Origin of the sequence: Rhizobium vallis (assembly GCF_003985155.1) — a bacterium.
Lineage (GTDB): Bacteria > Pseudomonadota > Alphaproteobacteria > Rhizobiales > Rhizobiaceae > Rhizobium > Rhizobium vallis.
Map to the genome: position 1 here is coordinate 1 of NZ_ML133701.1, position 22,902 is coordinate 22,902.

The 22,902-nt window shown below is 55.9% G+C and carries 20 protein-coding genes and 1 pseudogene; 18 read left to right on the plus strand and 3 right to left on the minus strand.

Annotated features, from left to right (window positions below):
* Window positions 1–198: pseudogene (locus EFQ99_RS30450) on the plus strand (transposase); the annotation flags it as partial.
* A gap of 489 nt (window positions 199–687) precedes the next feature.
* Here the strand turns inward: EFQ99_RS30450 and EFQ99_RS30455 are convergent.
* Window positions 688–1,455 (minus strand): SDR family oxidoreductase, encoded by a 768-nt coding sequence (locus EFQ99_RS30455; protein WP_004671535.1) that lies wholly within the window; start codon window positions 1,453–1,455, stop codon window positions 688–690.
* A 134-nt stretch (window positions 1,456–1,589) separates the two neighbouring features.
* On the opposite strand from EFQ99_RS30455, the gene EFQ99_RS30460 reads away from it, so the two are divergent.
* From EFQ99_RS30460 to EFQ99_RS30495, 8 genes are all read left to right on the plus strand, one after another.
* Window positions 1,590–2,099 (plus strand): flavin reductase family protein, encoded by a 510-nt coding sequence (locus tag EFQ99_RS30460; RefSeq protein WP_004671533.1) that lies wholly within the window; start codon window positions 1,590–1,592, stop codon window positions 2,097–2,099.
* A 72-nt stretch (window positions 2,100–2,171) separates the two neighbouring features.
* On the plus strand, window positions 2,172–2,579 hold the full coding sequence (locus tag EFQ99_RS30465) for a carboxymuconolactone decarboxylase family protein (protein ID WP_004671531.1): 408 nt from the start codon (window positions 2,172–2,174) through the stop codon (window positions 2,577–2,579).
* Window positions 2,580–2,639: 60 nt separating this feature from the next.
* Window positions 2,640–3,761 carry an LLM class flavin-dependent oxidoreductase gene (locus EFQ99_RS30470; RefSeq protein ID WP_011053356.1) on the plus strand — a complete coding sequence of 374 codons (1,122 nt, stop codon included), beginning with the start codon at window positions 2,640–2,642 and terminating at the stop codon, window positions 3,759–3,761.
* 123 nt (window positions 3,762–3,884) lie between these two features.
* A complete protein-coding gene (locus tag EFQ99_RS30475) occupies window positions 3,885–5,054 on the plus strand; it encodes an ABC transporter substrate-binding protein (RefSeq protein ID WP_004671529.1) in 1,170 nt (389 codons plus the stop codon).
* Window positions 5,054–6,349, plus strand: coding sequence for an LL-diaminopimelate aminotransferase (locus tag EFQ99_RS30480; protein ID WP_011053357.1), 1,296 nt, complete (start codon window positions 5,054–5,056; stop codon window positions 6,347–6,349). The genes EFQ99_RS30475 and EFQ99_RS30480 overlap by 1 nt, the downstream gene beginning before the upstream one ends.
* A gap of 11 nt (window positions 6,350–6,360) precedes the next feature.
* Window positions 6,361–6,759: a GFA family protein gene (locus EFQ99_RS30485; protein ID WP_010029274.1), complete on the plus strand. Its 399-nt coding sequence runs from the start codon at window positions 6,361–6,363 to the stop codon at window positions 6,757–6,759.
* Between the two features lie 360 nt (window positions 6,760–7,119).
* Window positions 7,120–7,638: an NAD(P)H-dependent oxidoreductase gene (locus EFQ99_RS30490; protein WP_004671524.1), complete on the plus strand. Its 519-nt coding sequence runs from the start codon at window positions 7,120–7,122 to the stop codon at window positions 7,636–7,638.
* 16 nt (window positions 7,639–7,654) lie between these two features.
* The gene (locus tag EFQ99_RS30495; protein WP_170967834.1) at window positions 7,655–8,935 is read left to right on the plus strand and encodes a bifunctional 3,4-dihydroxy-2-butanone-4-phosphate synthase/GTP cyclohydrolase II; all 1,281 of its coding nucleotides are present in this window, start codon (window positions 7,655–7,657) and stop codon (window positions 8,933–8,935) included.
* Window positions 8,936–9,171: 236 nt separating this feature from the next.
* Here EFQ99_RS30495 and EFQ99_RS30500 read toward each other — a convergent pair whose 3' ends face one another.
* Both EFQ99_RS30500 and EFQ99_RS30505 read right to left on the minus strand, forming a co-directional pair.
* The gene (locus EFQ99_RS30500) at window positions 9,172–10,278 is read right to left on the minus strand and encodes an NAD(P)-dependent alcohol dehydrogenase (RefSeq protein ID WP_004671520.1); all 1,107 of its coding nucleotides are present in this window, start codon (window positions 10,276–10,278) and stop codon (window positions 9,172–9,174) included.
* Window positions 10,279–10,642: 364 nt separating this feature from the next.
* Window positions 10,643–11,272, minus strand: a complete 630-nt coding sequence (locus EFQ99_RS30505) for a 2,3-bisphosphoglycerate-dependent phosphoglycerate mutase (protein ID WP_004671516.1) — start codon at window positions 11,270–11,272, stop codon at window positions 10,643–10,645.
* A 255-nt stretch (window positions 11,273–11,527) separates the two neighbouring features.
* Between EFQ99_RS30505 and EFQ99_RS30510 the strand changes: the two genes are divergently transcribed.
* From EFQ99_RS30510 to EFQ99_RS30550, 9 genes are all read left to right on the plus strand, one after another.
* Window positions 11,528–12,616 (plus strand): substrate-binding domain-containing protein, encoded by a 1,089-nt coding sequence (locus EFQ99_RS30510; protein WP_004671515.1) that lies wholly within the window; start codon window positions 11,528–11,530, stop codon window positions 12,614–12,616.
* Window positions 12,617–12,671: 55 nt separating this feature from the next.
* Entirely contained in the window at window positions 12,672–14,201 is a 1,530-nt protein-coding gene (locus EFQ99_RS30515; RefSeq protein ID WP_170967833.1) for a sugar ABC transporter ATP-binding protein, read from the plus strand.
* Window positions 14,202–14,213: 12 nt separating this feature from the next.
* Window positions 14,214–15,155, plus strand: coding sequence for an ABC transporter permease (locus tag EFQ99_RS30520; RefSeq protein WP_004671512.1), 942 nt, complete (start codon window positions 14,214–14,216; stop codon window positions 15,153–15,155).
* Window positions 15,156–15,160: 5 nt separating this feature from the next.
* Window positions 15,161–16,159 (plus strand): ABC transporter permease, encoded by a 999-nt coding sequence (locus EFQ99_RS30525; protein WP_026188838.1) that lies wholly within the window; start codon window positions 15,161–15,163, stop codon window positions 16,157–16,159.
* 58 nt (window positions 16,160–16,217) lie between these two features.
* Window positions 16,218–17,321, plus strand: coding sequence for an NAD(P)-dependent alcohol dehydrogenase (locus EFQ99_RS30530; protein ID WP_004671507.1), 1,104 nt, complete (start codon window positions 16,218–16,220; stop codon window positions 17,319–17,321).
* A gap of 12 nt (window positions 17,322–17,333) precedes the next feature.
* Window positions 17,334–17,645, plus strand: a complete 312-nt coding sequence (locus EFQ99_RS30535) for a putative quinol monooxygenase (RefSeq protein ID WP_004671505.1) — start codon at window positions 17,334–17,336, stop codon at window positions 17,643–17,645.
* 62 nt (window positions 17,646–17,707) lie between these two features.
* Window positions 17,708–18,973, plus strand: a complete 1,266-nt coding sequence (locus EFQ99_RS30540; RefSeq protein WP_004671504.1) for an NAD(P)/FAD-dependent oxidoreductase — start codon at window positions 17,708–17,710, stop codon at window positions 18,971–18,973.
* A 296-nt stretch (window positions 18,974–19,269) separates the two neighbouring features.
* A complete protein-coding gene (locus EFQ99_RS30545) occupies window positions 19,270–20,235 on the plus strand; it encodes a helix-turn-helix transcriptional regulator (protein ID WP_097603313.1) in 966 nt (321 codons plus the stop codon).
* 292 nt (window positions 20,236–20,527) lie between these two features.
* Window positions 20,528–22,789 (plus strand): methyl-accepting chemotaxis protein, encoded by a 2,262-nt coding sequence (locus tag EFQ99_RS30550; protein ID WP_008534399.1) that lies wholly within the window; start codon window positions 20,528–20,530, stop codon window positions 22,787–22,789.
* Window positions 22,790–22,902 lie beyond the last annotated feature (113 nt).

Below are 22,902 nucleotides of genomic sequence, written 5' to 3' on the forward strand. Positions count from 1 at the left end.
GAGCACCGGGCAAAGCTGCACTCGACGAATCCAATTGAGCGTCTCAACGGCGAAATCAAGCGACGCACCGAGGTCGTCGGCATCTTTCCGAACGACGAAGCCATCGTCCGTCTCGTCGGCGCACTGCTGCTCGAACAGAATGACGAATGGGCCGTTCAACGCGCCAAGTATATGACGCTTGAGACCATGGCCCAAATGAGATGAGCCCCAAATCAGCCTGCCCCGCTGTGGCACGCTGATATCCCCTTCCGACCCATGTCGGGAAAGCACGGCCATCAGCCGCGACCTACACCACCTCCCGGGACACGATCGTATCACCTTGTATTCCGGACTAAACTTATGCCGACAGCGTTGCGATAGAGGGCATTCGGAACCAGCATGCGGCTATTCCGGAAGGTCGGCACTCGCATGACGTCATCTGACCGACATCGTGGGGTTATTCGACAAAAATTGCGAAATGTCCTTGATCCAGTTTCCGCTGTTAGATCTAGTTGTCGCCGGCAGTCCTTCTCCTTCTCTATCATATTTGCTGGAGCGTGCCGCAAGTCCGACAAGAGCTGCGCCTAGGCCAACAGCTCTGTGCTGTCATTGACGGGTTAGGAACACGTCAATGATCAACGAGGCTGGAGCCTTATACCCGGTGTTCCTGCCTCAAATGTAAGGGCATGACGAGTGCCGCCCTTTCCTTCACTTGACCAGGTGGTTTCCGATCGAGGAGCCGCCATCGACCGTCAGAATGCTACCGGTCGCGAACCTCGAACGATCGGACGCAAGAAAAAGCATTGCTTCAGCAATCTCTTCAGCTGTCCCCATCCGATCCATGACGGCACGGGCGTTGAAATCGCTGCGAAGCTTCGCGGGGTCCTTCGCTTCGGCGAAGATTTTCGTGAAGTAAGGAGAGTCGATTGTCCCTGGAGCGACCGCGTTGACACGAATTCCCTCTTTCGCATGATCCATGGCCATCGCGCGCGTCAGCGAAGATATTGCTCCTTTCGATGCTACGTAGGCAGTCCTGTCCGCGATTGCTGAGGTTGCGGTGTAGGAAGTCGTATTGATGATCGAACCTCCGCCGTTCCGTCGCATAACAGGAATGACGTACTTTGAGCAAAGGAAGATCCCTTTGACGTTTACGGACATAATCCGGTCCCAAGTTTCTTCAGGAATGGTCACCACATTCCCCGTCGTTCCGAACCCGGCATTATTGACGAGCACGTCGACCCGGCCCCACTTTGCGGTCGTCTTCTCAACCATGCTTTCCGCGTCCTTGGCGGACGAGACGTCGACGCGAACACCGAAAGCCTTCGAGCCGATCTCGTTCGCCACACGAACCGCGGCGTCTTCATTGACATCAGCAACAACCACATAGGCGCCGTTCTTTGCGAAAAGCTCGGCTGTCGCACGACCAATGCCGCTGCCGCCCCCTGTGACGATACAAACTCTTTGATTCAAATCCATCGACCATCTCCTCATTTTTGGGTGCCTTAGAAGACATTTTAGCAGACAATCTGTCAATTGTGAAAATCCAGTTGACAGATTGTCTGCTGATCTGTTTATCTAGGCTCGATCGAATTTGGCCGTGGGAGGACAATATGGCCGATACCAGCACTGAGGCGCAGTTGACTTTTAAGGCAGCTATGCGTCGGTTCACATCAACCATCTGCTTGATCACGACCGAACTCAACGGGGTCCGTCATGGCATGGCCGCCACCGCGGTCCAGTCGGTTACCGCGGACCCACCAACTGTTCTTGTCTGCATCAACCAATCGGCTTCGGTGAATCAGCCTTTGAAGATCTCCGGGAAGTTCGCCGTGAACATGCTGCATCTTTCACATGCCGATCTTGTGCCGCTGTTCAGTGGGCAATTGAAGGGTGAAGAGCGCTTTCATTACGGCGAGTGGCTGTCTCTCGACGGCATGCCGGTCCTGTCCGATGCGCAGGCGGCGTTTGTCTGCAAGCTAAAAGATGTCGTTCACGTTGGAACGCATGATGTTGTGCTCGGAGAAGTGCTCGAAGCACGGTTCATCGAGTCAATCGCGCCGCTTCTCTACGAAAACGGTCAACTCGTCAGGTCGTCGTCCATCAGTGGATCGGCCGCATAGTAGGTGGCTTTAACCACCAATCACATCACTCATCGAAAGCCCAAGGGCGGCAAGGAGAAAAGCGTGAGCAATATGGCACCCGCAAGAGAAATTCATGGACGTGAAGTCACAGAGCGCTTTGAGCGCGGACTAAAGACCCGGCGCGAAGTCTTGGGGGGGGGCTATGTTGATGCGTCGGTCAGCAAAGCCACCGACTTCAATTGGCCGATGCAAACCCTCGTCACAGAATACTGCTGGGACGCGATTTGGAATCGGCCGGGCCTGGAGCGCAAGCAGCGCAGCATCCTCAATCTCGGGATGATTTCGGCCCTCAATCGTCCGCATGAGCTGAAACTGCATGTTCGCGGAGCAATCAACAACGGTCTTACCAAAGAGGAAATTCGGGAGGTTTTCCTCCAGGTTTCGATTTACTGCGGTGTTCCTGCGGCCATCGACAGCTTCCGCGTGGCAGCGGAAGTTTTCGACGAGATGGGCATCTAGTTATTCAACGCATTTGAGTGGGCTGAGCATCATCCGTTGCCAGCCCGAGGAGGGACTACAGTGACCGCACAAGACGATTTCCGCGCTGCCGGAAACCCAATGTTCAATGATAACAAGCTCAAGCTCGGCGTATTTGGCACGAATTGCTCGAATGCATGCGCGATTACGCTCGCTGAGACAACGTTCGAACCTACCTTCGACCACAACGTCGAGATTGCAAAGAAGCTTGAGGCAGCCGGTTGGGAATGCATGGTGCCGATTGCACGCTGGCGTGGTTTTGGCGGTCCTTCAAACTTCAATGGCGTGAACATGGATACGTTCACCTGGGCGGCCGCTCTCGCGGCGGTCACCACGAAGCTCCAGTTCTTCTCAACGACTCACATTCCGACGCTAAACCCGATTGTTGCAACCAAGATGGCGACAACAATCGATCACATCTCGAAGGGTCGATACGGCCTCAATCTCGTTACCGGCTGGTTCACTCCCGAAATGGAAATGTTCGGAGTTCCTATGATGGAGCACGACACCCGCTATGAATACGCCACTGAATGGATGGATATCGTCGAGACGCTCTGGAAACGCAATGGCGTTACCTTCGAAGGCGAGTTCCTCAAAGTCAAAGACGCCTTCAGTGAACCCAAACCCTACAACAAGGCGGGTCGCCCGCTCCTGATCTGCGCCGGCGCCTCGGGCAAGGGACTGCATTTCACCGCCAAGTTCTGCGACTTCAACTTCGGCTTCATGCAAGACATGGAATCCGGCGCTGCCTGGGTCAAAAAGGTGAAGGACCTGGCGCGTACTGAATATAACCGTGATCTTGGCACATTCACAGCTTGCCCCGTTATCGTTCGCGAAACGGAGAAGGAAGCAAAGGAATACTACGACTACTACGTCAACCAGAAGGGTGACTGGGAGGCATGCGAGAACATCTGTGAAGTTCTGCAGGTGCAATCTCAAAACCATTCTGCCGAAATGTATCAAAAATTCAAGGAACGCTTCGTCGCTGGCTGGGGTGGATACCCGATCGTCGGCAATCCAGAACAAGTCGCCGACAAGCTCGTGGATCTCAGCAATACAGGCGTCAACGGCGCCTTGCTGACAATGGTCGATTACAACGAGGAACTTCCCTTCTTTAACGACCGTGTCATGCCGCTGCTCAAGCAAGCCGGTCTGCGCAACTGAACCAGTCCTCGGGACGGCGATTGCCGTCCCGACACGAACTCTGCCAGATTCTGGCAGGATTTTCGCGGCTGGCGGCCAAAGGGGCCGGCGGTTGAGCGGAACCACAAGGGGAGGAGGCCCTGAATGCTGAAGAAAATCGTTGCAGCGCTTTTTACGCTGTCGAGCCTTTATCACATGAACGGCGTGGCGAAGGCTGACGGCCTCGATTCGTTGCCGCCGGACCAAAAGGCGCTTTACGAGAATATCGATCCCGCCATTCCGCTCGGGGGGACGGTGTACAAAGATTTTGTTCCAAAACGTCCACCGCCGTGGAAAATTGGTTATGCATCCACATATGCCGGTAATACCTGGCGCGCGAACATCCTGGACGAATTCACCAACGTATTGCTTCCGAGATATAAGGAAGCAGGCCTAGTCTCCGATCTAATCGTCACGCAGTCTGACCTCAAAGACGCTGTCCAAATCCAGCAGATGCGGCAGATGGTTGACGACGGTGTTGATGCGATCGTCATTTGCTGCTCGAACATTACCGCACTTAACAAGACCATAGAGTATGCTCATTCGAAAGGCGTGCCAGTCTTCTCAGTCTCGGGCTATGTCACATCACCCTACGCAATCAATGCCACAGAGAATAACACCGACGGTGGCTACAAGGCTGCTGAATGGCTTGCCAAGGAAATCGGTGAAAAAGGCAACGTCCTGATGGTATCGGGCATCCCCGGTTTCGCATCATCGGACAGCTTCGACATCGGCGCGAAGAACGCGTTCGATAAATTCCCCGGTATCAAAATTGTAGGCACGATAGCTGGCAAATGGACCGACCAGGTCGCCCAGGTTGAGGTTCAGAAGTTTCTTGCCACCAATCTTGCTGAGGTTAATGGCATTCTCGTTCAGTCCGCTTCAGAAAACGGTGTCGTGAACGCAGTACAGCAATCCGGCCGCGACATGATGCCTATCGTGCTCGGGGGTGAGGCTTCGGCAGCCTGCTACTGGCGTAAGAACCCTGATTTCATAAGCAAGAGCTTCCATTTCTGGCCGCCGCGGTCTGATGCCCGCCTTGTGTGGGACGTCATGATGCGAACGCTCGAAGGCCAGGGACCAAAGATCCAGTCGATTCTTCGTCCTGCGCTTCCTTACACCATTGATGACGTGAAGGAAGTGCTGAAGGAAGATTGCGATCCCAATTCCACGGATTGGATCGAGCCGAAGAACAACGGCTGGTGGCCTGCAGACGTCGCTGCAAACTACTTCGAACGTCCTGAAGATCCGTTAGCTTGGCGGCCGAAGAAGTAATGAATGTTCTCCGGAAGGAGACCTCCCAGCCTCCCGCGTCGGTTTCTATAATCGGCGCGGGAGGTATCTGCGATTTGATTGGAAATAGTGTGCTGGACTTTCACAGAATTCAACGTTTGCCGCCTTATGTTTTCGAACAGGTCAACCGTTTGAAAGCAAGCGCGCGAGCGGGCGGCGCCGATATCATTGATCTCGGCATGGGAAACCCCGACCTTCCCACTCCTCAGTCGATCGTCGACAAGCTGTGCGAGGTCGTGCAGGATCCGCGCACCCACCGCTATTCCTCCTCCAAGGGCATTCCGGGGCTGCGCCGTGCCCAGGCCGCCTATTATGCCCGCCGTTTCGGTGTCAAGCTCAACCCGGATACCCAGGTGGTCGCCACCTTGGGCTCCAAGGAAGGCTTCGCCAACATGGCGCAGGCGATCACCGCGCCCGGCGACGTGATCCTCTGCCCGAACCCGACCTATCCGATCCACGCCTTCGGTTTCCTGATGGCGGGCGGCGTGATCCGCTCGATGTCGGTTGAGCCGGATGAGAGCTTTTTCCCGCCGCTGGAGCGGGCGGTCCGGCATTCGATCCCGAAGCCGTTGGCGCTGATCCTCAACTATCCGTCGAACCCGACGGCCCTCGTCGCGACGCTCGATTTCTATAAGGACGTCGTCGCCTTCGCCAAGAAGCATGACATCATCGTGCTTTCCGACCTTGCCTATTCCGAGATCTACTTCGACGGCGCTCCGCCGCCATCGGTTCTCGAAGTGCCGGGTGCAATGGATGTGACCGTCGAATTCACCTCGATGTCGAAGACCTTTTCCATGCCCGGCTGGCGCATGGGCTTTGCCGTCGGCAACGAGCGGCTGATCGCGGCGCTCACCCGCGTCAAGTCCTATCTCGACTACGGCGCCTTCACGCCGATCCAGGTGGCCGCGACCCATGCGCTGAACGGCGACGGTTCCGACATTGCGGAGGTTCGCAACGTCTACAAGCGTCGCCGCGACGTCATGGTCGAAAGCTTCGGGAAGGCCGGCTTCGACGTGCCGCCGCCGGCTGCCACCATGTTCGCCTGGGCAAAGATCCCGGAAAAGTTCCGTCATCTCGGTTCGCTGGAGTTTTCCAAGCTGCTGGTCGAGAAGGCCGACGTCGCCGTTGCACCGGGTATCGGCTTCGGCGAAATGGGCGACGACTACGTCCGTCTGGCGCTCGTCGAGAACGAACACCGCATCCGCCAGGCTGCGCGCAACATCAAACGCTGGCTTAGCGGCGACGAGAAATTTGAAATCAACGTAATGAATCAGTGAAAGGATACCCGATGCCAATCTTCGGATCATGCCAATGCAAAGCGGTAACGTACCAGGTTCAGGAAATTGATGGACCCATGTGGAATTGCTTCTGTCAAACATGCCGGAAGTCACACGCCGCTGATCACAATACCGCTGCGAAGGTGAAAAGCGAGCACTTCAAGATCCTTACAGGCCAAGATACGCTTCATAGCTTCGAATCGACGCCTGGAAAGCTGCGGTGGTTTTGTTCGGTATGTGGCTCGCACGTTTATGCGGAGCGGCCGGCCAGCCCGGAGCTCAAAGTCGTTAGAGCCGGCACGTTCGATACCGATCCTGGAAGTGTGCCGATGTCAAACGTGTGGGTATCGCATGCGGAACCTTGGCTCGCCCATGATCCATCGAAGGCAAGCTCACCAGAGTTCCCGTAAGTGACCGGGATACTACCTGTCGTAACTGAGGTGGAGCCACGGCGACCGTATATCAAGCGGCAACGCCTCATTCCGTGTCCAGGAGGTTCTAACGCAAACGTGCTGGGTCGGTAAAAGCGGCAGGGATTGCAGACAGTAGGTGCGCTTGCACGGCGAGCCCACCCATTGAGAGAATAAAGTCGTACGAGACAGAAGACTTCTGCGAAGCAATCCAGCCTTCGAGGTTGGGAAATTACGGGTTGTGAGGGCTCAGGACACCGCAGGACTATTTTTGCCCCCACGGGTCCTCAACGACCTCCATTGCGGTGTGAGTGAAAATTGTAAGATTGTCTTATGCGAGAATGTTGGGAGTCCTGTGACATGAAAGTTGTTGTAATAACGGGGAATTTATCGCGCCCCTCGAAAACCCGGGCCGTAGCAGACTTCATGGTGGATCGGGTGCGCGCGTCCGGCAACGAAGCAAGCTGCTGGGACCTTGTCGACCTTCATCCGCACCTTGGGGCAACAGTGTTGCCCTCCAGCGCCGCTGAGATTGTTAAAGCGGCACTCAACGATATTTTGGCTAGTGACGTGCTAGTTGTTGGTAGTCCGGTCTACAAAGCATCTTACACTGGGTTGCTGAAGCATTTATTCGACCTTGTCGACATGAAAGCGCTTAAGGGCCGCTATGTGATCCCTTTTGCAACCGGTAAAGCATCGAGTCACAAGCCGCTCGTCGAAGCCTCGATGGAAGCCTTATTCGACTTTTTCGAAGCGCAAATACATAGCCGTTTCATTTTCGCTCTCGATGAAGATTTTCAGAACGATGCTCTTTCTGAGAACCTGCGCGCGCTTGTCGACAGAGAGCTCGATGCCGCGCGTCGCGCCGTCAGCCCATAATAAGGAGGAGGATTCCATGTCTTTTTCGAGCATAGATGAGGCGATCGAGGCGATCGAAGCGGGCGAGATGGTTATCGTGGTCGACGACGAAAACCGGGAGAATGAAGGCGACCTAGTCGTTGCTGCCGAAAAAATAACAGCTGAGCACATCGCTTTCATGATGAAATATGCGAGAGGCCTTATCTGCGTGCCACTTCCAGCCGAACGTCTCGACAAACTCGAGATCCCCCTGATGGTCACACGTAATTCGGACTCACTGCAGACGGCATTTACCGTTTCCGTCGATTGCAAACACGGCACAACGACAGGGATTTCAGCCGAAGATCGAGCAGCAACCGTCAAGTCGCTCATCGATCCGCAGACGCGGCCGGAAGACCTATCGCGACCGGGTCACATTTTTCCTTTGCGTGCAAATCGTCTCGGTGTCCTGGGCCGTCCTGGCCACACCGAAGCTGCCGTGGATCTTGCACGACTTGCCGGCCTGGCGCCGGCTGGCGTAATCTGCGAGATCGCCAATGACGACGGAACCATGTCTCGACTGCCAGATCTCGAGAAGTTCGCAATCGAACATGGCCTGCACATAGTAACGATCGACGCTTTGATTGAGTACTGCAGGAGTCGTGATACGAGGGTAAAGCGTTACGCGCAGTCCTTTATGCCAACGCGGTTTGGGGATTTCAAGGCAATTGCTTATCGCGATAGTTTGACGGGAACGGAACACTTAGCTTTGACACTTGGCGAGTTGTGCGAGAAGGAAGACGTTCTGGTACGGGTGCATTCTGAATGTCTGACAGGTGAGGCGTTCCGGTCCATGCGATGCGACTGCGGTCAACAGCTCGAAATGGCTCTTCGGGCGGTCCAGTTAGCGGGCGCTGGTTGCGTGATCTACATGCGTGGGCAAGAGGGGCGTGGCATTGGCTTAGGAAACAAAATTGCGGCTTACAGCCTGCAGGATCATGGTCGTGATACTCTTGAGGCAAATTGGGAACTCGGCTTCGCATCTGATTCCCGCGAATATAACGCAGCGGCGGATATCATCCGCGACCTCGGTATCGGCAGCGTTCGGCTTCTGACCAACAATCCTACAAAAATAGAGGCGCTGCGAACGTCAGGCGTCATCGTGTCGTCTCGCCAGAGTCTGATCGCCGCATCTAGCGCGTCCAACATCACTTATTTTAAGACAAAGCGCGATCGGTTTGGCCACCTGTTGGACCAGGACACGTCAGCTGAACACGTCGGCCGGAGCAACGTCTTTTCAGTGTTTGGCGCGCAGGTGTTCTCTGGACCCCTTGGATAACGGAGCCGCCCTCGCCACTTACCTGCCGGTGATTGTAGGGGGCCGCCTTTGACCGGCAGAGTCCTAGAGCTTTTGCGTGGGCCCTGCCAGCACATCATTCGTGCAGGCCTATCGGAGTGATGTGGCCCGCGATTGCATCGAAAGCAGCGTTCGACCATATCTCGTCTTGAGCACGGCTGTTCCGACGGATCGCATTTAATCGCGGTCCGTCTTGTCTTTCGAAAAGTCTCGCAAAACTAATGCTTCATGCGAAGGATCGGCTTAATGACTTTGCCGCTCTCGGAATCAGCCATCGCCTCGTTGATCTGGTCGAGGTCATAGAACTGAACCAGTTTGTCGAACGGGAAAAGTCCCTGCTGCCAATACTCGATCAACTGCGGGACGAACTCGGACGGAACGCTTTGTCCTTCGACAACGCCGATCAATGTGCGGCCGAAAAGGAAGTTCCCGATATCGATCGTGCCTTCAGTGCCGAGAGCGGACGAGCCAACGAGACCGCATGTTCCCGGCGTACCAAGGCAGTCGACTGCCTGACGGAAAACTCGCGGCGAACTCGTGCATTCCAAGCTGAAATCAACGCCTGCGGGGACGATCTTCCTGATCGCGGCAACGCTGTCCAATTTGCGGGCATTTATCGTGTGCGTCGCCCCGAGTTCGCGCGAAAGTTCCAGCCGTTCATCGTTCAAGTCGATCACGATGATGGTCGCGCATCCGGCGATTTTCGCGGCCATCGTAGCCGCCATGCCAACCGCACCAGCACCGAACACTGCTATTGACGAGCCGGGCTTCGGCTTGAGGCAATTCAGTACCGCGCCAGCACCGGTCTGAAGCCCGCACCCGAGCGGTCCGATCAACTCGAGTGGAACATCCTTTGCAACCTTCACGGCGTTTCGTTCGCTGGCGATGGCGTAGGTTGCAAATGACGACTGCTCGAAGAAGCAGCCACTAATCTGTTTCCCGTGAGAATCATGGATCGGGCAGGTGCCATCCGGACGAGTGCCGCGGAAATTGCGACCGAAGAAGTCCTCGCAGTAGAAAGGTGTACCGGAAAGGCACTTTTCGCACTTGCCGCAATAGGCGTAGCTCAAAGCAACGTGATCACCGGGCACAAGATCTTTAACTGCGCTCCCGACGGCCTCGACGACGCCAGAGCCTTCGTGTCCCAACACAACAGGTTGAGGTACGTCATATCCCTGGTCCCTGACCACCAGGTCGGTATGACATACCCCCGATGCGACGATGCGGACCAAAATCTCGTCTGCACGAGGTTCCTCAATCCCTATGCACTCCAAGATCAAGGGCTTCGCCTTTTCGCGCGAGACCGCCGCATATGCCTGCTTCATGTAACTGTTCCTCCAAGGCTCACAACGCAATTCGCGCGAACGTACTCATCGTCAGACAATCAGTCAATAATTACTCTATTAAATTAGATCAGTTCAACCGGAGCAGGGCTGCATTTTTGCAAAGTCACGAGTGAACGCTGATTTGAAGTGATCAAAGGGTTCCGATGCATGTTCGAAAGGGAGCATGCGTCTTGTCCCGCTTTGGGCTGAAAGATCGGCAGACGAAAATTTAGTAGCAACGTGTGAGGCGAGCCGGATGGCGTCGCTTGCCGACGTCGAGCCGGTTCTGAAGGCTATCGACAGCTTCGAGACACCGGTATTGCCAAGTTCAACCGACTACAAACGATGCTACTGCCAGCCAGGCTTAACAGACAGTACCAACCAGGACGTTAGTCTTCTCGATGATCGAGAGGTCCGACGCAATCCGGTATACAGTTGGCGCGGCGGTCGGTGACTCAATAGCGAGCGTATCCTGGATCGTGAGGCGTTCGATGCCCTGCTTTAGTGACCTGATCGTATTCCCGTGGGCCACCACAAGAACCGATTTCCCTCTCAACAAGGGGGGGAACGCTTCGCTTATCAAAAAGGGCAGAACCCTCGCGCTTATGTCCCGTATGCTTTCTCCCCCAGGTGGTGGAGTGCTGTACGAGCGGCGCCAAACCTGGACAACATCCTGGCCCCACCGCTCACGTGCCACGTTCTTGTTGATGCCGGTGAGCTGTCCGTAGTCGCGTTCGTTCAACTCGGTTCTCCTGATTGGCTCCAGCAGATCGCCGTTGGTTTCGTTCAAAATCGCTCTGCAAGTGTCGACTGTGCGCAAGAGGGCAGAGCTAAACGCAATATCGAACGAGATGCCGAGGTTCGCGAGCAGTGAGCCGGCTCGCCTGCTCTCAGACCAGCCCTCCTGTGTGAGCGGCACGTCGCTCGTACCCGTGAACTCCCCGCGCGCGTTCCCTTCGCTTTGGCCATGCCGGACAATCACCAGAGTGGACATTCATAACCCTCCCATCGATTTAGCGAACACGAATATTGTCGCACTATCGGACAATCCGTCAAGTGCGACTATGTGCAAGTGAAAACAAAACGATGTCGAAAAAACAAACGTCGAAGTTTATATTTATTGACAGATTGTCTGATAGCTCATACCAATGCACTCCGCCGTATTGAGGAGAGTCCGGCACGGCTTGGGAAGGCAAGGCTCTCGCCTTAACAGACAATGCCGCCCAGAGCGGCCGGAGGAGGAATTTTCATGAAGAGACGTACATTTCTACAAGCGAGCGGGGCAATTGCTGTAGCCGGCACGTTCGGAATGCCGGGGATTCTTCGCGCCGACGACGCGATCAGTCTCCTACCTGACACTTGGCCCTCCGAAGGCGCCAACCCAATTGTCGACGCGGGTAAGTTCAAGAAGTCAGGCCCGTGGAAGATCGGACACAGCCACTACGGCCTCGCTGGTTCAACGCATACCTACCAGACGGCGTTTGAAGCCGAATATGAAATAAAAAAGAACAAGGATCGGATCGCTGATTACCAGTTCCGGAGCGCTGATCTCAATGCCTCCAAACAAGTTGCCGATATCGAGGATCTGATCGCCCAGAAGGTCGATGCGATCATCATCGCACCGCTAACCACCGGTTCCGCCGTCGAGGGCATCAAGAAGGCAAAGGCTGCTGGCATTCCAACCGTAGTCTATCTCGGACGCGTCGACACCGAGGAGTTTACGGTTCAGGTCCAGGGCGACGACTTCTATTTCGGGCGCGTGATGGCTCAGTTCCTCGTCGACAAGCTTGGCAACAAGGGCAAGGTATGGGTTCTGCGTGGCGTCGCCGGGCATCCCATCGATGCAGATCGTTATGCAGGCGCCATGGAAGTCTTCAGCAAGTCTGGACTTCAGATCACGTCGACCCAGCACGGAAGCTGGTCTTATGAGGACTCAAAGAAGATCGCCGAAAGCTTGTATCTCTCCGACCCAGATGTCGCGGGCATCTGGACCGATGGAGCCAACATGTCTCTTGGCGTTTTGGATGCCTTGCAGGAGGCTGGCGCCTCAACGATCCCGCCAATCACGGGCGAAGCACTTAACGGCTGGATGCGTCGTTGGAATGACGAAAAACTTTCCTCGATCGGTCCGATTTGCCCACCCGCTCTGTCTACTGCCGCGCTACGGGCCGCCTTCGCCTTGCTGGATGGGAAGCCGATTCAGCGTAACTGGACGAACCGCCCCAAGCCGATCACCGACGAGACGCTCTCCCAGTTCTATCGCGCAGATCTCACTGATGCGTACTGGGCGCCGACCGAAATGCCGAACGAAAAGCTCCTTGATTATTTCAAGGCTTGATGAACTACGGGCACGATCACTCGTGCCCGTATCCCTGTCGAAGATGGAAATTCCCATGAGCACGCTTGTCGAGATGGTCGGCATCAACAAATCGTTTGGTTTCACGAAAGTCCTTTCGGACGTTCGCTTTTCCCTGGAACGTGGCTCCGTGCACGCTCTGATGGGGGAAAACGGCGCGGGGAAGTCCACCCTGATGCGTATTCTGGCGGGGGTATATCAGCCGGGCGCAGGAAGTGTTCGGCTCCGCGGGGAGGAAGTCAATTTCCGTTCCCCTAAGGAGGCACGGTTGGCGGGAGTGTCGACGGTGTTTCAGGAGTTTACCCTGATCCCCAATCTCACCGTTGCTGAGAACATGTTCCTGGGCCACGAACCTCGTCGCATTGACGGTTCGATCGATAGCGTCGAGGTAGTGAAACGCGCTCGCGCTTTGCTGGCTGACGTATTTCCACAGCTCGACGCAACCGCGATCGTCGAGACACTGACTGTCGCGCAGCAGCAGGCAGTAGAGATCGCGAAGGGACTTACGTCGAACGCGGACGTATTCATCTTCGACGAGCCAACGGCGGCGTTGAACTCGACCGATGTCGCGCATCTTTTCAAGGTTATCCGCGACCTTAAGGCTCAACATAAGGCTGTCGTCTACATCTCTCATCGCATGAATGAAGTCTTCGAACTATGCGACACCATCACCGTCATGAAAGATGGCGCTTGGGTAAGGACTGCAAGAGCGCAGGACTTCAACTTGCAAACGCTGGTAGCGACAATGGTTGGTCGCGAACTTCAGAACTTCTTTCCGCCGCGCTCGCAGGCCACCGGAGCGGCAATGCTGGAGGTTTCGGACTTGCGCCTCGACGACAGCAGCTCGACAGTCACTTTCGTTGTCAGAAAAGGTGAAATCATCGGGCTGGCAGGGCTCGAAGGACAGGGCCAGCGAGAGATAATGCGTGCCATTGTGGGCGTTGAATCGCCAAAGGCCATCGCCGTGTGGCGTGCCGGCCCCGACAACAGCATGCACGTGGTGAATGTAGGGTCAGGGTTCGCTCGCGCGGTCGCATCAGGAATCGGTTTTATCCCTGAGGACAGGAAGCAGGAAGGGCTGTTCCTGCGCCTGCCTATCTACGACAACATCGCGCTGGGAAAACAGCTCAATCGGAATATGGCAAGCGTTGCGTGGCGATCGGCGTCGAGGGTCCGCGAGGTGATCAAGTCGTTACGAGTTGCGGCCGCCGATCCCAATGCGCCCGTAGGTAAACTCTCGGGCGGGAATCAGCAGAAGGTGCTGCTGGGCCGCTGGTTGCTCTCCGGAGTGGACATCCTCGTTATTGAGGAGCCCACGCGCGGCGTCGACGTCGGTGCAAAGGCAGAGATTTACAGATTGCTGCGGGACTTCAGTGATCGTGGCGGTGCGGTCGTGGTTTCGTCGCGCGAGCACGCTGAGCTTATAGGGCTCTGCGACAGCATTTTGGTCGTTCATGACAGGAAGATCGTCGGGCAGATGTCCGCAGAGGGGGCGACCGAGGAAAGAATCCTCGAGACTGCGCTGGGGGCGAGTGCGTCACCGGATCCCCGTGCTGCGGTGCATTGAGGAGGATAACTTATGAATTCATTTGCCAGTCGCCTGAAGCTCCCTTATCGCGCGGGAGCGATCGGGCTTTCCATTGGAACGCTCCTGGTGATGGTTGTCGCCTCGGTAATATTATTGCCGGACTTCATGGATCCGGAGAATTTGTCTAATCTCCTGGCGCAATCGACGGTGCTCGTCATCTCGGCTCTCGGTCAGACGTTCGTCATTCTCACTGGCGGCCTCGACGTGTCGGTTGGGTCCGTCATCAGTCTAACGACGACGATCATGACGCTTGATCTTCCTGAGATAACCCGCGTGCTTATCTGCATCGCGGTGGCGATGGGGTTCGGAGTAGCGAACGGTTACGGTGTCGCGCGCCTCAATGTACATCCAATCATCATGACGCTGACAACAATGGGCATCGGCCAAGGTATCGCGTTGATCATTTTGCCAATCCCAGGCGGGCGCGTGCCGGAGTGGCTTTCCGGCTCGGTAGCCGGATCCATCGGCCCCGTACCTAACTCATTGTTTTGGTTGATCACGGCATCGCTCTTCGCATCCTGGATTCTCTATCGTCGTCCCTTCGGCCTCTACCTCTTCGCTTCCGGCGGCAATGACTTCAACGCACGGATGAACGGTGTTCCCGTCGAGCGCACCATCATCAAAGCGTATGTTCTTTCCGCTCTATTCGCATGCGCTGCGGGGATGTTTCTTGCAGGTCGCCTTGCATCGGGTGATCCTAAGGGCGGCGCTTCATTCGGGATTGAGTCTGTAACGGCTGCAGCATTGGGTGGGGTCCACCTCGCCGGGGGCATCGGAAGCATTGTGGGAACCGTCGTTGGCGCGGCGATCCTCGGGACAGTGAATAATGTGATGAATCTGGCCAACGTCTCTGCATTTCTTCAGTCGGTCGTCAAGGGTGTGTTGCTTCTCGTACTCGTCGTTTCGCAGCGACGCAAAACAATCGGACTTTGAAAGAAATGGACTTCTCGATGACCACATCAGACTCGAAAACTGAAGCACCATCTCGCTCATTGAGGGGTAAGAGCGCCATTTCGTGGATACTCGGGCTACCGCCCGCATACTATGTGCTCGCAATCCTGGTTGCGGTTGCTCCAGCAGTGAGCGCCACGCTCATAAATCCCAACTACTGGTTTGTAATCCTCAAGCAGTCAGCGCCGCTCGGGATCGCGGTGCTCGCCCAGTCGCTTGTCATGCGGGTGCGATCCATCGATCTCTCTGTCAGCGGTATTTTCGCGTTCGCGATTTATCTGGCCAGCTCGGGCCAGCTCAACAACTATCCACCGCTAATGACCGTCCTCATGCCTGTTGTGATTGGGCTAGCTGTGGGGGGTGTAAACGGAATACTCGTAGCATACGTGCGCGCTTCTGCCGTTATCTCCACACTAAGTGTTTCGGCCATTCTGATTGGGATCGTCCAATACATGAGCGCCGGCCGCGCGCCCGGTTCAACGCCAAGCTGGCTTCGAATACTTACGAGCGGCAATATCCACGGCCTTTCCTATTCCGTGGTCCTGTGGATCGTCATCGCCGCCCTGATTTCTATCGCATTTCGCTTTCTCATCGTCGGGCGTTACTTCAGGGCCGTCGGCGACAATCCGAGGGCGGCGGAAACTACAGGAATTCCGTTGGCACGTACGATTTTTGTCTCGCACACGCTCGCGGGCGCCCTGACAGGCATCGCGGCCCTGGTCCAGGTATCCGCGTTGGCGGTCGGCACCATCAAGCCAGGCTTCGACACCTTCATGAATGCTCTCGCCGCCACGATCCTCGGCGGTGTGACGTTCGGCGTCGACCGGGGCGGCGTCGCCGGGCCGTTCGTTGCCGTCGTTGCCTTCAGCTTCCTGTTCGCGATGCTGACCGTCTTCGGCATCCAGGAGCCGGGCAAGCTTATCGTCCAGGGCGTGATCATTGCATTTGCCGCAATCATCTACGGTGCGCGCGCGGGTCGCGTCTAGTCCGTCGGGCCGATCAAGTCATTCCCGTAGCAATTGCGGGAGAACGCAGGAGAATATAATGGTGAAAATCACTGCGGCTGTCGCCGTGAAGCCAAAGAGCCCGCTGGAGTTCCGTGAACTCGAACTGGCTGACCCCGAAGGCAACGAGATCCTGGTTCGCACGGTTGCGAGCGGGATCTGCCACACGGACTTGCTGCTTCGCGACGGTATTTTTGGCCCGCCGGCACCGGTGATCCCGGGGCACGAAGGCGTCGGCGTCGTCGAGGCGGTCGGACCAGAAGTTCAGAGCCTCAAAGTGGGTGATCACGTCGCACTGAGCCAGAGCTCATGCGGATTCTGCGCCGACTGCCGCCGTTCTCACCCAATGAACTGCCAAAATTATACCCAGTACAATCTTACGGGGCTTCGTCCGAATGGTAAGAAGGCATTGCTCTGCGATGAAGTTGGCATTGGCAGCAATTTCGTGGGCCAGTCGTCCTTTGCGACGCATATCCTTGCGACTGAAAACAATGCAGCGCTTTTGCCGAAAACAGACCTCGACCTTACCGACGCTGCGCCACTCGGGTGCGGCATGGCAACGGGTGCAGGAACAGTGATAAACGCGATGAAGCCGGAAATAGGGTCGACGATAGCCGTTTTCGGCGCAGGTGCTGTCGGCATGGCCGCCGTGATGGCCGCCAAAGTTCGTCGGTGCAGCAAGATTATCATCATAGATCTGAATCAGCAGAGGCTAGACATGGCCATGGGGCTTGGTGCCACACATGCGATCAACGGCAAAGATCCCGACGTAGTCAACCAGATCCATGCGCTGACGGGCGGCGGTGCCGACTTCGCGATCGACGCAGTTGGCATCATTCCGGTTATTCTGAACTCGATCAAGTGCACCCGTGCCGGCGGGCACGTTGTCTTGCTCGGCCTCGACGCGCTCGGGAACGACATTCCCATCCCCCTCGATCTAATGGTGTTCAATCGCAAGATCCAGGGTGCGATCCTTGGTGATCAGATTCCACAGCTGTTCATTCCGCAGATGATGGATCTTAATCAGGCTGGGCTTTTCCCCTTCCAAAAATTGATCACCAAGTATCCCTTCGAGAAGATCAACGAAGCGATCGCGGACGCCGAAGCCGGGCGAGTGATCAAGCCGGTCGTCGTTTTCAATTAGGAGCCAGCGCAAATGACATCGAAGAAGTCAGAGGAACAGCACCTTGTCGTTGAATTCAAAACCACGTCCCAAAATCGAAATCGCGTAAAAGAACTCCTTCAGGAATTCATTGGACCCGCCCGCGAAGAGTCTGGTTGTCTCTACTACGACCTCTACCAGCGGTCGGACGATCCGAACACTTTCATCATCTTAGACGGCTGGCAGAATGAGGCGGCTGTCGTTGGCCATGGCGAACATCCTAATGTCAAGCGGGTGCTGGAGCCTCTTCTTCCACTGTTGGTGAGTCCACCGTCGATTAATGTAAATACCCGTATCAGCGACTGATCGGGCGCAATGGCCATTTCTACGAGGCGCGCGCCCCGAGCGCGCAGGTTTGGGGAGACGAAATGGATACGCATCGAGTTGTCGTAGTCGGCGGTGGCTTTGCCGGACTCCAGTTAGCGAAGGACCTCAAGTGTCCCGACACTTCCATAACGATCGTCGACAGGCGCAACCATCACCTCTTTCAACCGCTCCTCTACCAAGTTGCCACGACTGTATTGGCAACCTCGGAGATAGCCTGGCCCATCAGAGCATTGTTCAGAGGACGAAAGGATGTATCGACGCTGCTGGGCGAGGTTGTTGGCGTTGATACCGAGGCACGCGTAGTATCGCTCAAGGATGGGAATGCTATTCCCTATGACACGCTCGTTCTCGCGACAGGTGCAAGGCACGCCTATTTTGGCCGGGACGAGTGGGAGCCGTTTGCGCCCGGGCTAAAGGCACTCGAAGACGCGACGACCATCCGGCGGCGGCTTCTTCTCGCGTTTGAGAAGGCCGAATTGGAGGCTGATCCCGAACGGCGGAAGGCAATGCTCACGTTCAGCATAATCGGAGCAGGCCCGACAGGCGTGGAGATGGCTGGGATTATAGCGCAACTGGCCCAACGAACCCTTGTTGAGGAGTTCCGTAGCATCGACACCAGATCGGCGCGCATCCTTCTCATCGAGGCAGGTCCACGTGTCCTACCCGTGTTCCCGGAAGCACTTTCGAGATATGCCGAGCAGTCGCTAATCAAGATGGGCGTCGAAGTGAGAACAGGCATTCCCGTGACGGCATGCAACGAGAACGGCATCGCGATCGGAGATGAGTTCGTTTCAAGCCGGACCGTCATCTGGGCTGCGGGGGTGCAAGCGTCGAACGCCGCCGCCTGGGTCGGTGCTGAAAAGGACAGGGCGGGTAGGGCGGTCGTGCAGCCAGATCTGACTGTTGGCGGTAAGCCCGAGATTTTTATTATTGGAGATACTGCCTCCGTGAAGGCCGCTGATGGAACACCCGTCCCCGGAGTGGCTCCCGCCGCCAAACAGCAAGGCAAATATGTCGCTTCGGTAATTGAAGCACGACGTCTGGGTACACCCACTCCAAGTGCGTTCAGATATAGGCATCTGGGAAACCTGGCTACCATCGGGCCGAATTCGGCTGTTATCGACTTTGGGAAGATCCGGCTCAAGGGCGGAATTGCATGGTGGATTTGGGGGCTTGCCCATATCTACTTCCTGATAGGTACGAGGAGCAGATTGGCAGTGGGACTAAGCTGGCTATGGATCTTTGTTTCCGGCCATCACTCCGCACGTTTGATCACGCAAAAAGAAACCTTAAAGGATGAGGTTTAGTCGCTAGCGCGAGCACGCCCGAGTCTGCTGGGCCGTGAATGGAGACCATCAAAGGCCAGACATTTGGGAATCGGTTGCAAAGCGATGGTTGGCAGCAGGTAACAATTCTGTCGGAGTTCCATATATAACAATGATTGATCTTCGCACTATCAACTTAGGCGACTTCGACTGCGTCGAATTCACGGCGAGGACTGGCCGCGACAAGTCAATTGCCCTGTCCGCCTGTCGTTAGCGATAGGCGGGCCTCATGCTTGAATACCGTTTCGGGAAGGAAGTGATGATGTGGAGAGTTGAGAGTGTCCCCCTCTAAGATTGACCATTTCTCGCTCAAAGGTACCTGCAGCGAGGAACTCGCGGCAGCGCTTTCGAGGCTTTCCCCGCAATCTGAAGCGCATGTACATGGCGATAAGACGATCGCCTACGATGTACATGCGATTACCAATGGTCCGATTGCAGTTATTGCCGCGCACTACGAGGGCGACCTAACCGTCCAGCACCGGGGACCGGCGGAGGCAAACATCATCATGCTTCCACTACATGGGCGATCGGTCGTTACCGTTGACGGCAGACAAATCCCGTCAGAGGGAACGCGGGGCGTTTTCGTGAACAGTATGTCGGCGAGTACGACCCAATTCATTGGGCCCAGGAAACATTTGGGGCTTAGGATCGCCCATGATGAGCTGACGCGCCGTTTGGGATGTCGGCTCAATACGCCAATAAGAGGCAGCCTCGATTTTTCGCCAGAAATCGACCTATCGGTCGGGTTCGGCTCCCTTTTGGTTCAACTGGTACCAGTGCTGTATGCTGGATTACGAGACGGAACCCTCCTTCAATCACCGATAGCACTTCATCACCTCACTGAAACGACGATGGAGCTTTTGATCGAAGCTGCGCAGCATCGCTACTCATCTGAGTTATGCCGCGTTGCTGAATCACCCTTACCCAAGGCCGTTAAGCGGGCGGTCGACTATATGCGTGCCAATGTTACTCGGCCGCTATCTCTTGAGGAAATCGCAACGGCTTGTGGCGTAAGCCGACGCACTCTTCAAAGCGGTTTTCGCAACTTTCGGAATACGACCCCTCTGGCATTCCTGCAGCACCTACGGTTGGAATTAGTGCATCAGGAACTGATGACAGGCGAACCTGGCCTCTCGGTCACGCAGGTCGCTCTGAAATGGGGCTTCGTGCATAGAGGCAGATTTTCTGCGGACTATCGCAAGCGCTATGGGGTACTTCCCTCGGAAACATTGCGTATATCATAAGCAGATTGCGCCGACCGAGCTACGATCAGCCGGCACGCTCGACCGTCCTCAAGGCTTGCAGCAACAGCACTCTCCAGAAAAGCCGACTGCCTCGGCCCAAGATCTGTCTTGCAGATGATCCCCTGAACGCGACGATGTTCCGATCTGCGCAACGCAGTTCAAGACCACTACAGGAGTTAATCTTATAGTAATTATGCCGAGGTCATCTCACACATAGCGGTCAATGTCGCAATGTTCTGGACCGCGTCGCTAATGGAAGCCGGTGTAATTTATAGTCGTCTATGAGGAACATATGTCGAGACTGCCGCTATCTCTACTTTTAATGATTTTGGCAATTATCCCGTTGACGGCGTTCGTAATCATCGGAGTATCAACATCACTGGGATATTACCGAGAATACTCTACCTTCCGCAGCGCACAAACAACGCAGCGACTTGGGCGGGAAGGCGGATTCCTCGCCCAAGCTATAGCGGCGGAAGCGTTTGCAGGCGCCGACGTGCGTCGGGCAAAGCAAGCTGCATCGGACAGGGCTTTTACAGCGGTCTTTTCCGCTTACGACTCTTGGAAAAAGGCATTCGACGATCCGGCCATAGAACGGGCGGTACAGATCATTCGTGAAAGGCGGGACAATATCGATAGCTTCCGCCGGCGCGTCGATGACGGAACGGCTAGCGAGGCGGAGGGAGCTGTTGCTTTGCGCCCAGCTGCCCTTGCGGGCTTGGAGCTCGTCCGTCGCACTGGGGCGACTGTCAATGATTTGGATTTAGCACGCCAAATTACCGGTTTTCACGCGCTCATGCAGATCACGGAAGCTAGTTTGCTGGAGATCAGGCCCGGCCGAGCCTACGTCAAAAATTCAGCCATGTCCGTCGATCTATTTTCGTCCCTCTTACAGTCAAAAAATCTAAAGCAGCTTTATGTGCCTGCGATGCAGGAATTTCTCCCCGCCGATCTCGTCAAATCTTATGACGACTTCGAGGCCAGCGCCGCAGGCAAGTTCATCGCGGGCGTTCGCGATCAGATGTATGCAAACCAGCCGGGCGTTTCCTTCCCCCCCGAGACGTTGGATCGATGGAATGAAATCACCCAACAGCGGGCTGCTTTGTTGACCGCACTCATTATGCGCACCGGCGACGAGTTGGACGAGATGGCATTTCAGCGTTACGCCGATCTTCGCAATGCCTTTATCGGCTACTCCGGCGCCACGCTTCTGATCATGTCTACGGTACTCATTTTGTGCATTTCGGTCGTTCGGAGAATTTCAAGCTCCATTCGGACTCTGACAAGCCGAATGAAGGCACTCGCAGAAGGCGATACGTCGGCGCCGGTGCCCTTGACGATCCGACGCGACGAGATCGGGGACATGGCGCGTTGCCTTGAGTTTTTCCGCGGCGCGGCCATACAGAAAAGTAACCTGGAGACATCCGCGGAAGCTGAGCGCATTCGTTCTGACCAAGAGAAGCTGGATATTCAGGTAAGGGCGGAAAAAGAAGCAGAAGAGCGCCTCATCCGAGCGACGACGGCATTGGCAACCGGGTTGAAGCGGATGGCGGATGGAGACTTGATTTATGAAATTGAGGAGCCGTTAGCGCCACAGTTTGAAAGTTTGCGCAGGGATTTCAACGCTTCCATTCGTCAGCTCCGGGACGTGCTTGTTACCGTCGGCCATTCAGTCGAAACGGTCACGAATGGCAGCTCGGGCGTCTCGGCCGCATCTGAAAATCTTTCAAGACGCACGGAGCAGCAGGCGGCTTCGCTCGAGGAAACTGCAGCGGCGTTGGAGGAGATAACCGTCAACGTTGCATCGACCACGAAGAGGACGGCTGAGGCGCGCGGAGCCGTCCAACAGATGCGAGATCATGCGGAAATGTCCGGTCGGGTTGTACGCGATGCTATCGGCGCCATGAATCGCATTGAAAACTCCTCCAAGCAGATTTCCCAGATCATCAGCGTCATCGACGCGATCGCCTTCCAAACGAACCTCCTGGCGCTGAACGCCGGCGTCGAAGCAGCGCGTGCTGGCGACGCGGGAAAAGGCTTTGCGGTTGTTGCCCAGGAGGTCAGGGAGCTTGCACAGCGCTCAGCGACAGCGGCAAAAGAAATCAAGGATCTCATCGGCAATTCAGCTCTTGCCGTCGACGAAGGCGTAAGGCTCGTGAGTGAAACCGGATCGGGCCTGAGAACGATTGAAGAGCTTGTGCAGGATGTAAATCTTCATATGGACGCAATCGCAACGGCCTCCCAGGAACAATCGTCGGGCCTGCGCGAGATCAACGGCGCGGTTAACCATATGGACCATGCCACTCAAGAAAATGCGAGCATGGTCGCGGAGATGAATACTGCAGGATCGCACCTCGCTCAAGAGAGCCAAAGCCTAGCCGCACTGTTGAAACATTTCCACTTCAAAGACGAGAGCGGGAAGCCACAGAAGGTCACGGGCGAACTTGGGAAGAGCTTCCCGCCCGGTCAGACAATGGTTGACCGCGGAGACTATCCGATGCGCCGTGGTAACCTGGTGCTCGCGCCTTCGAATGATGATTGGCAAGCGTTCTAAATGATATGGGCGGCGTCGCCGACCACATGCAAATACACGTCTTTGATGATTCTGAATGAGAGCGATATCCCGGTGGGGTAGCGGCATGGTACTCCGCCAAATGACTTGTGCGG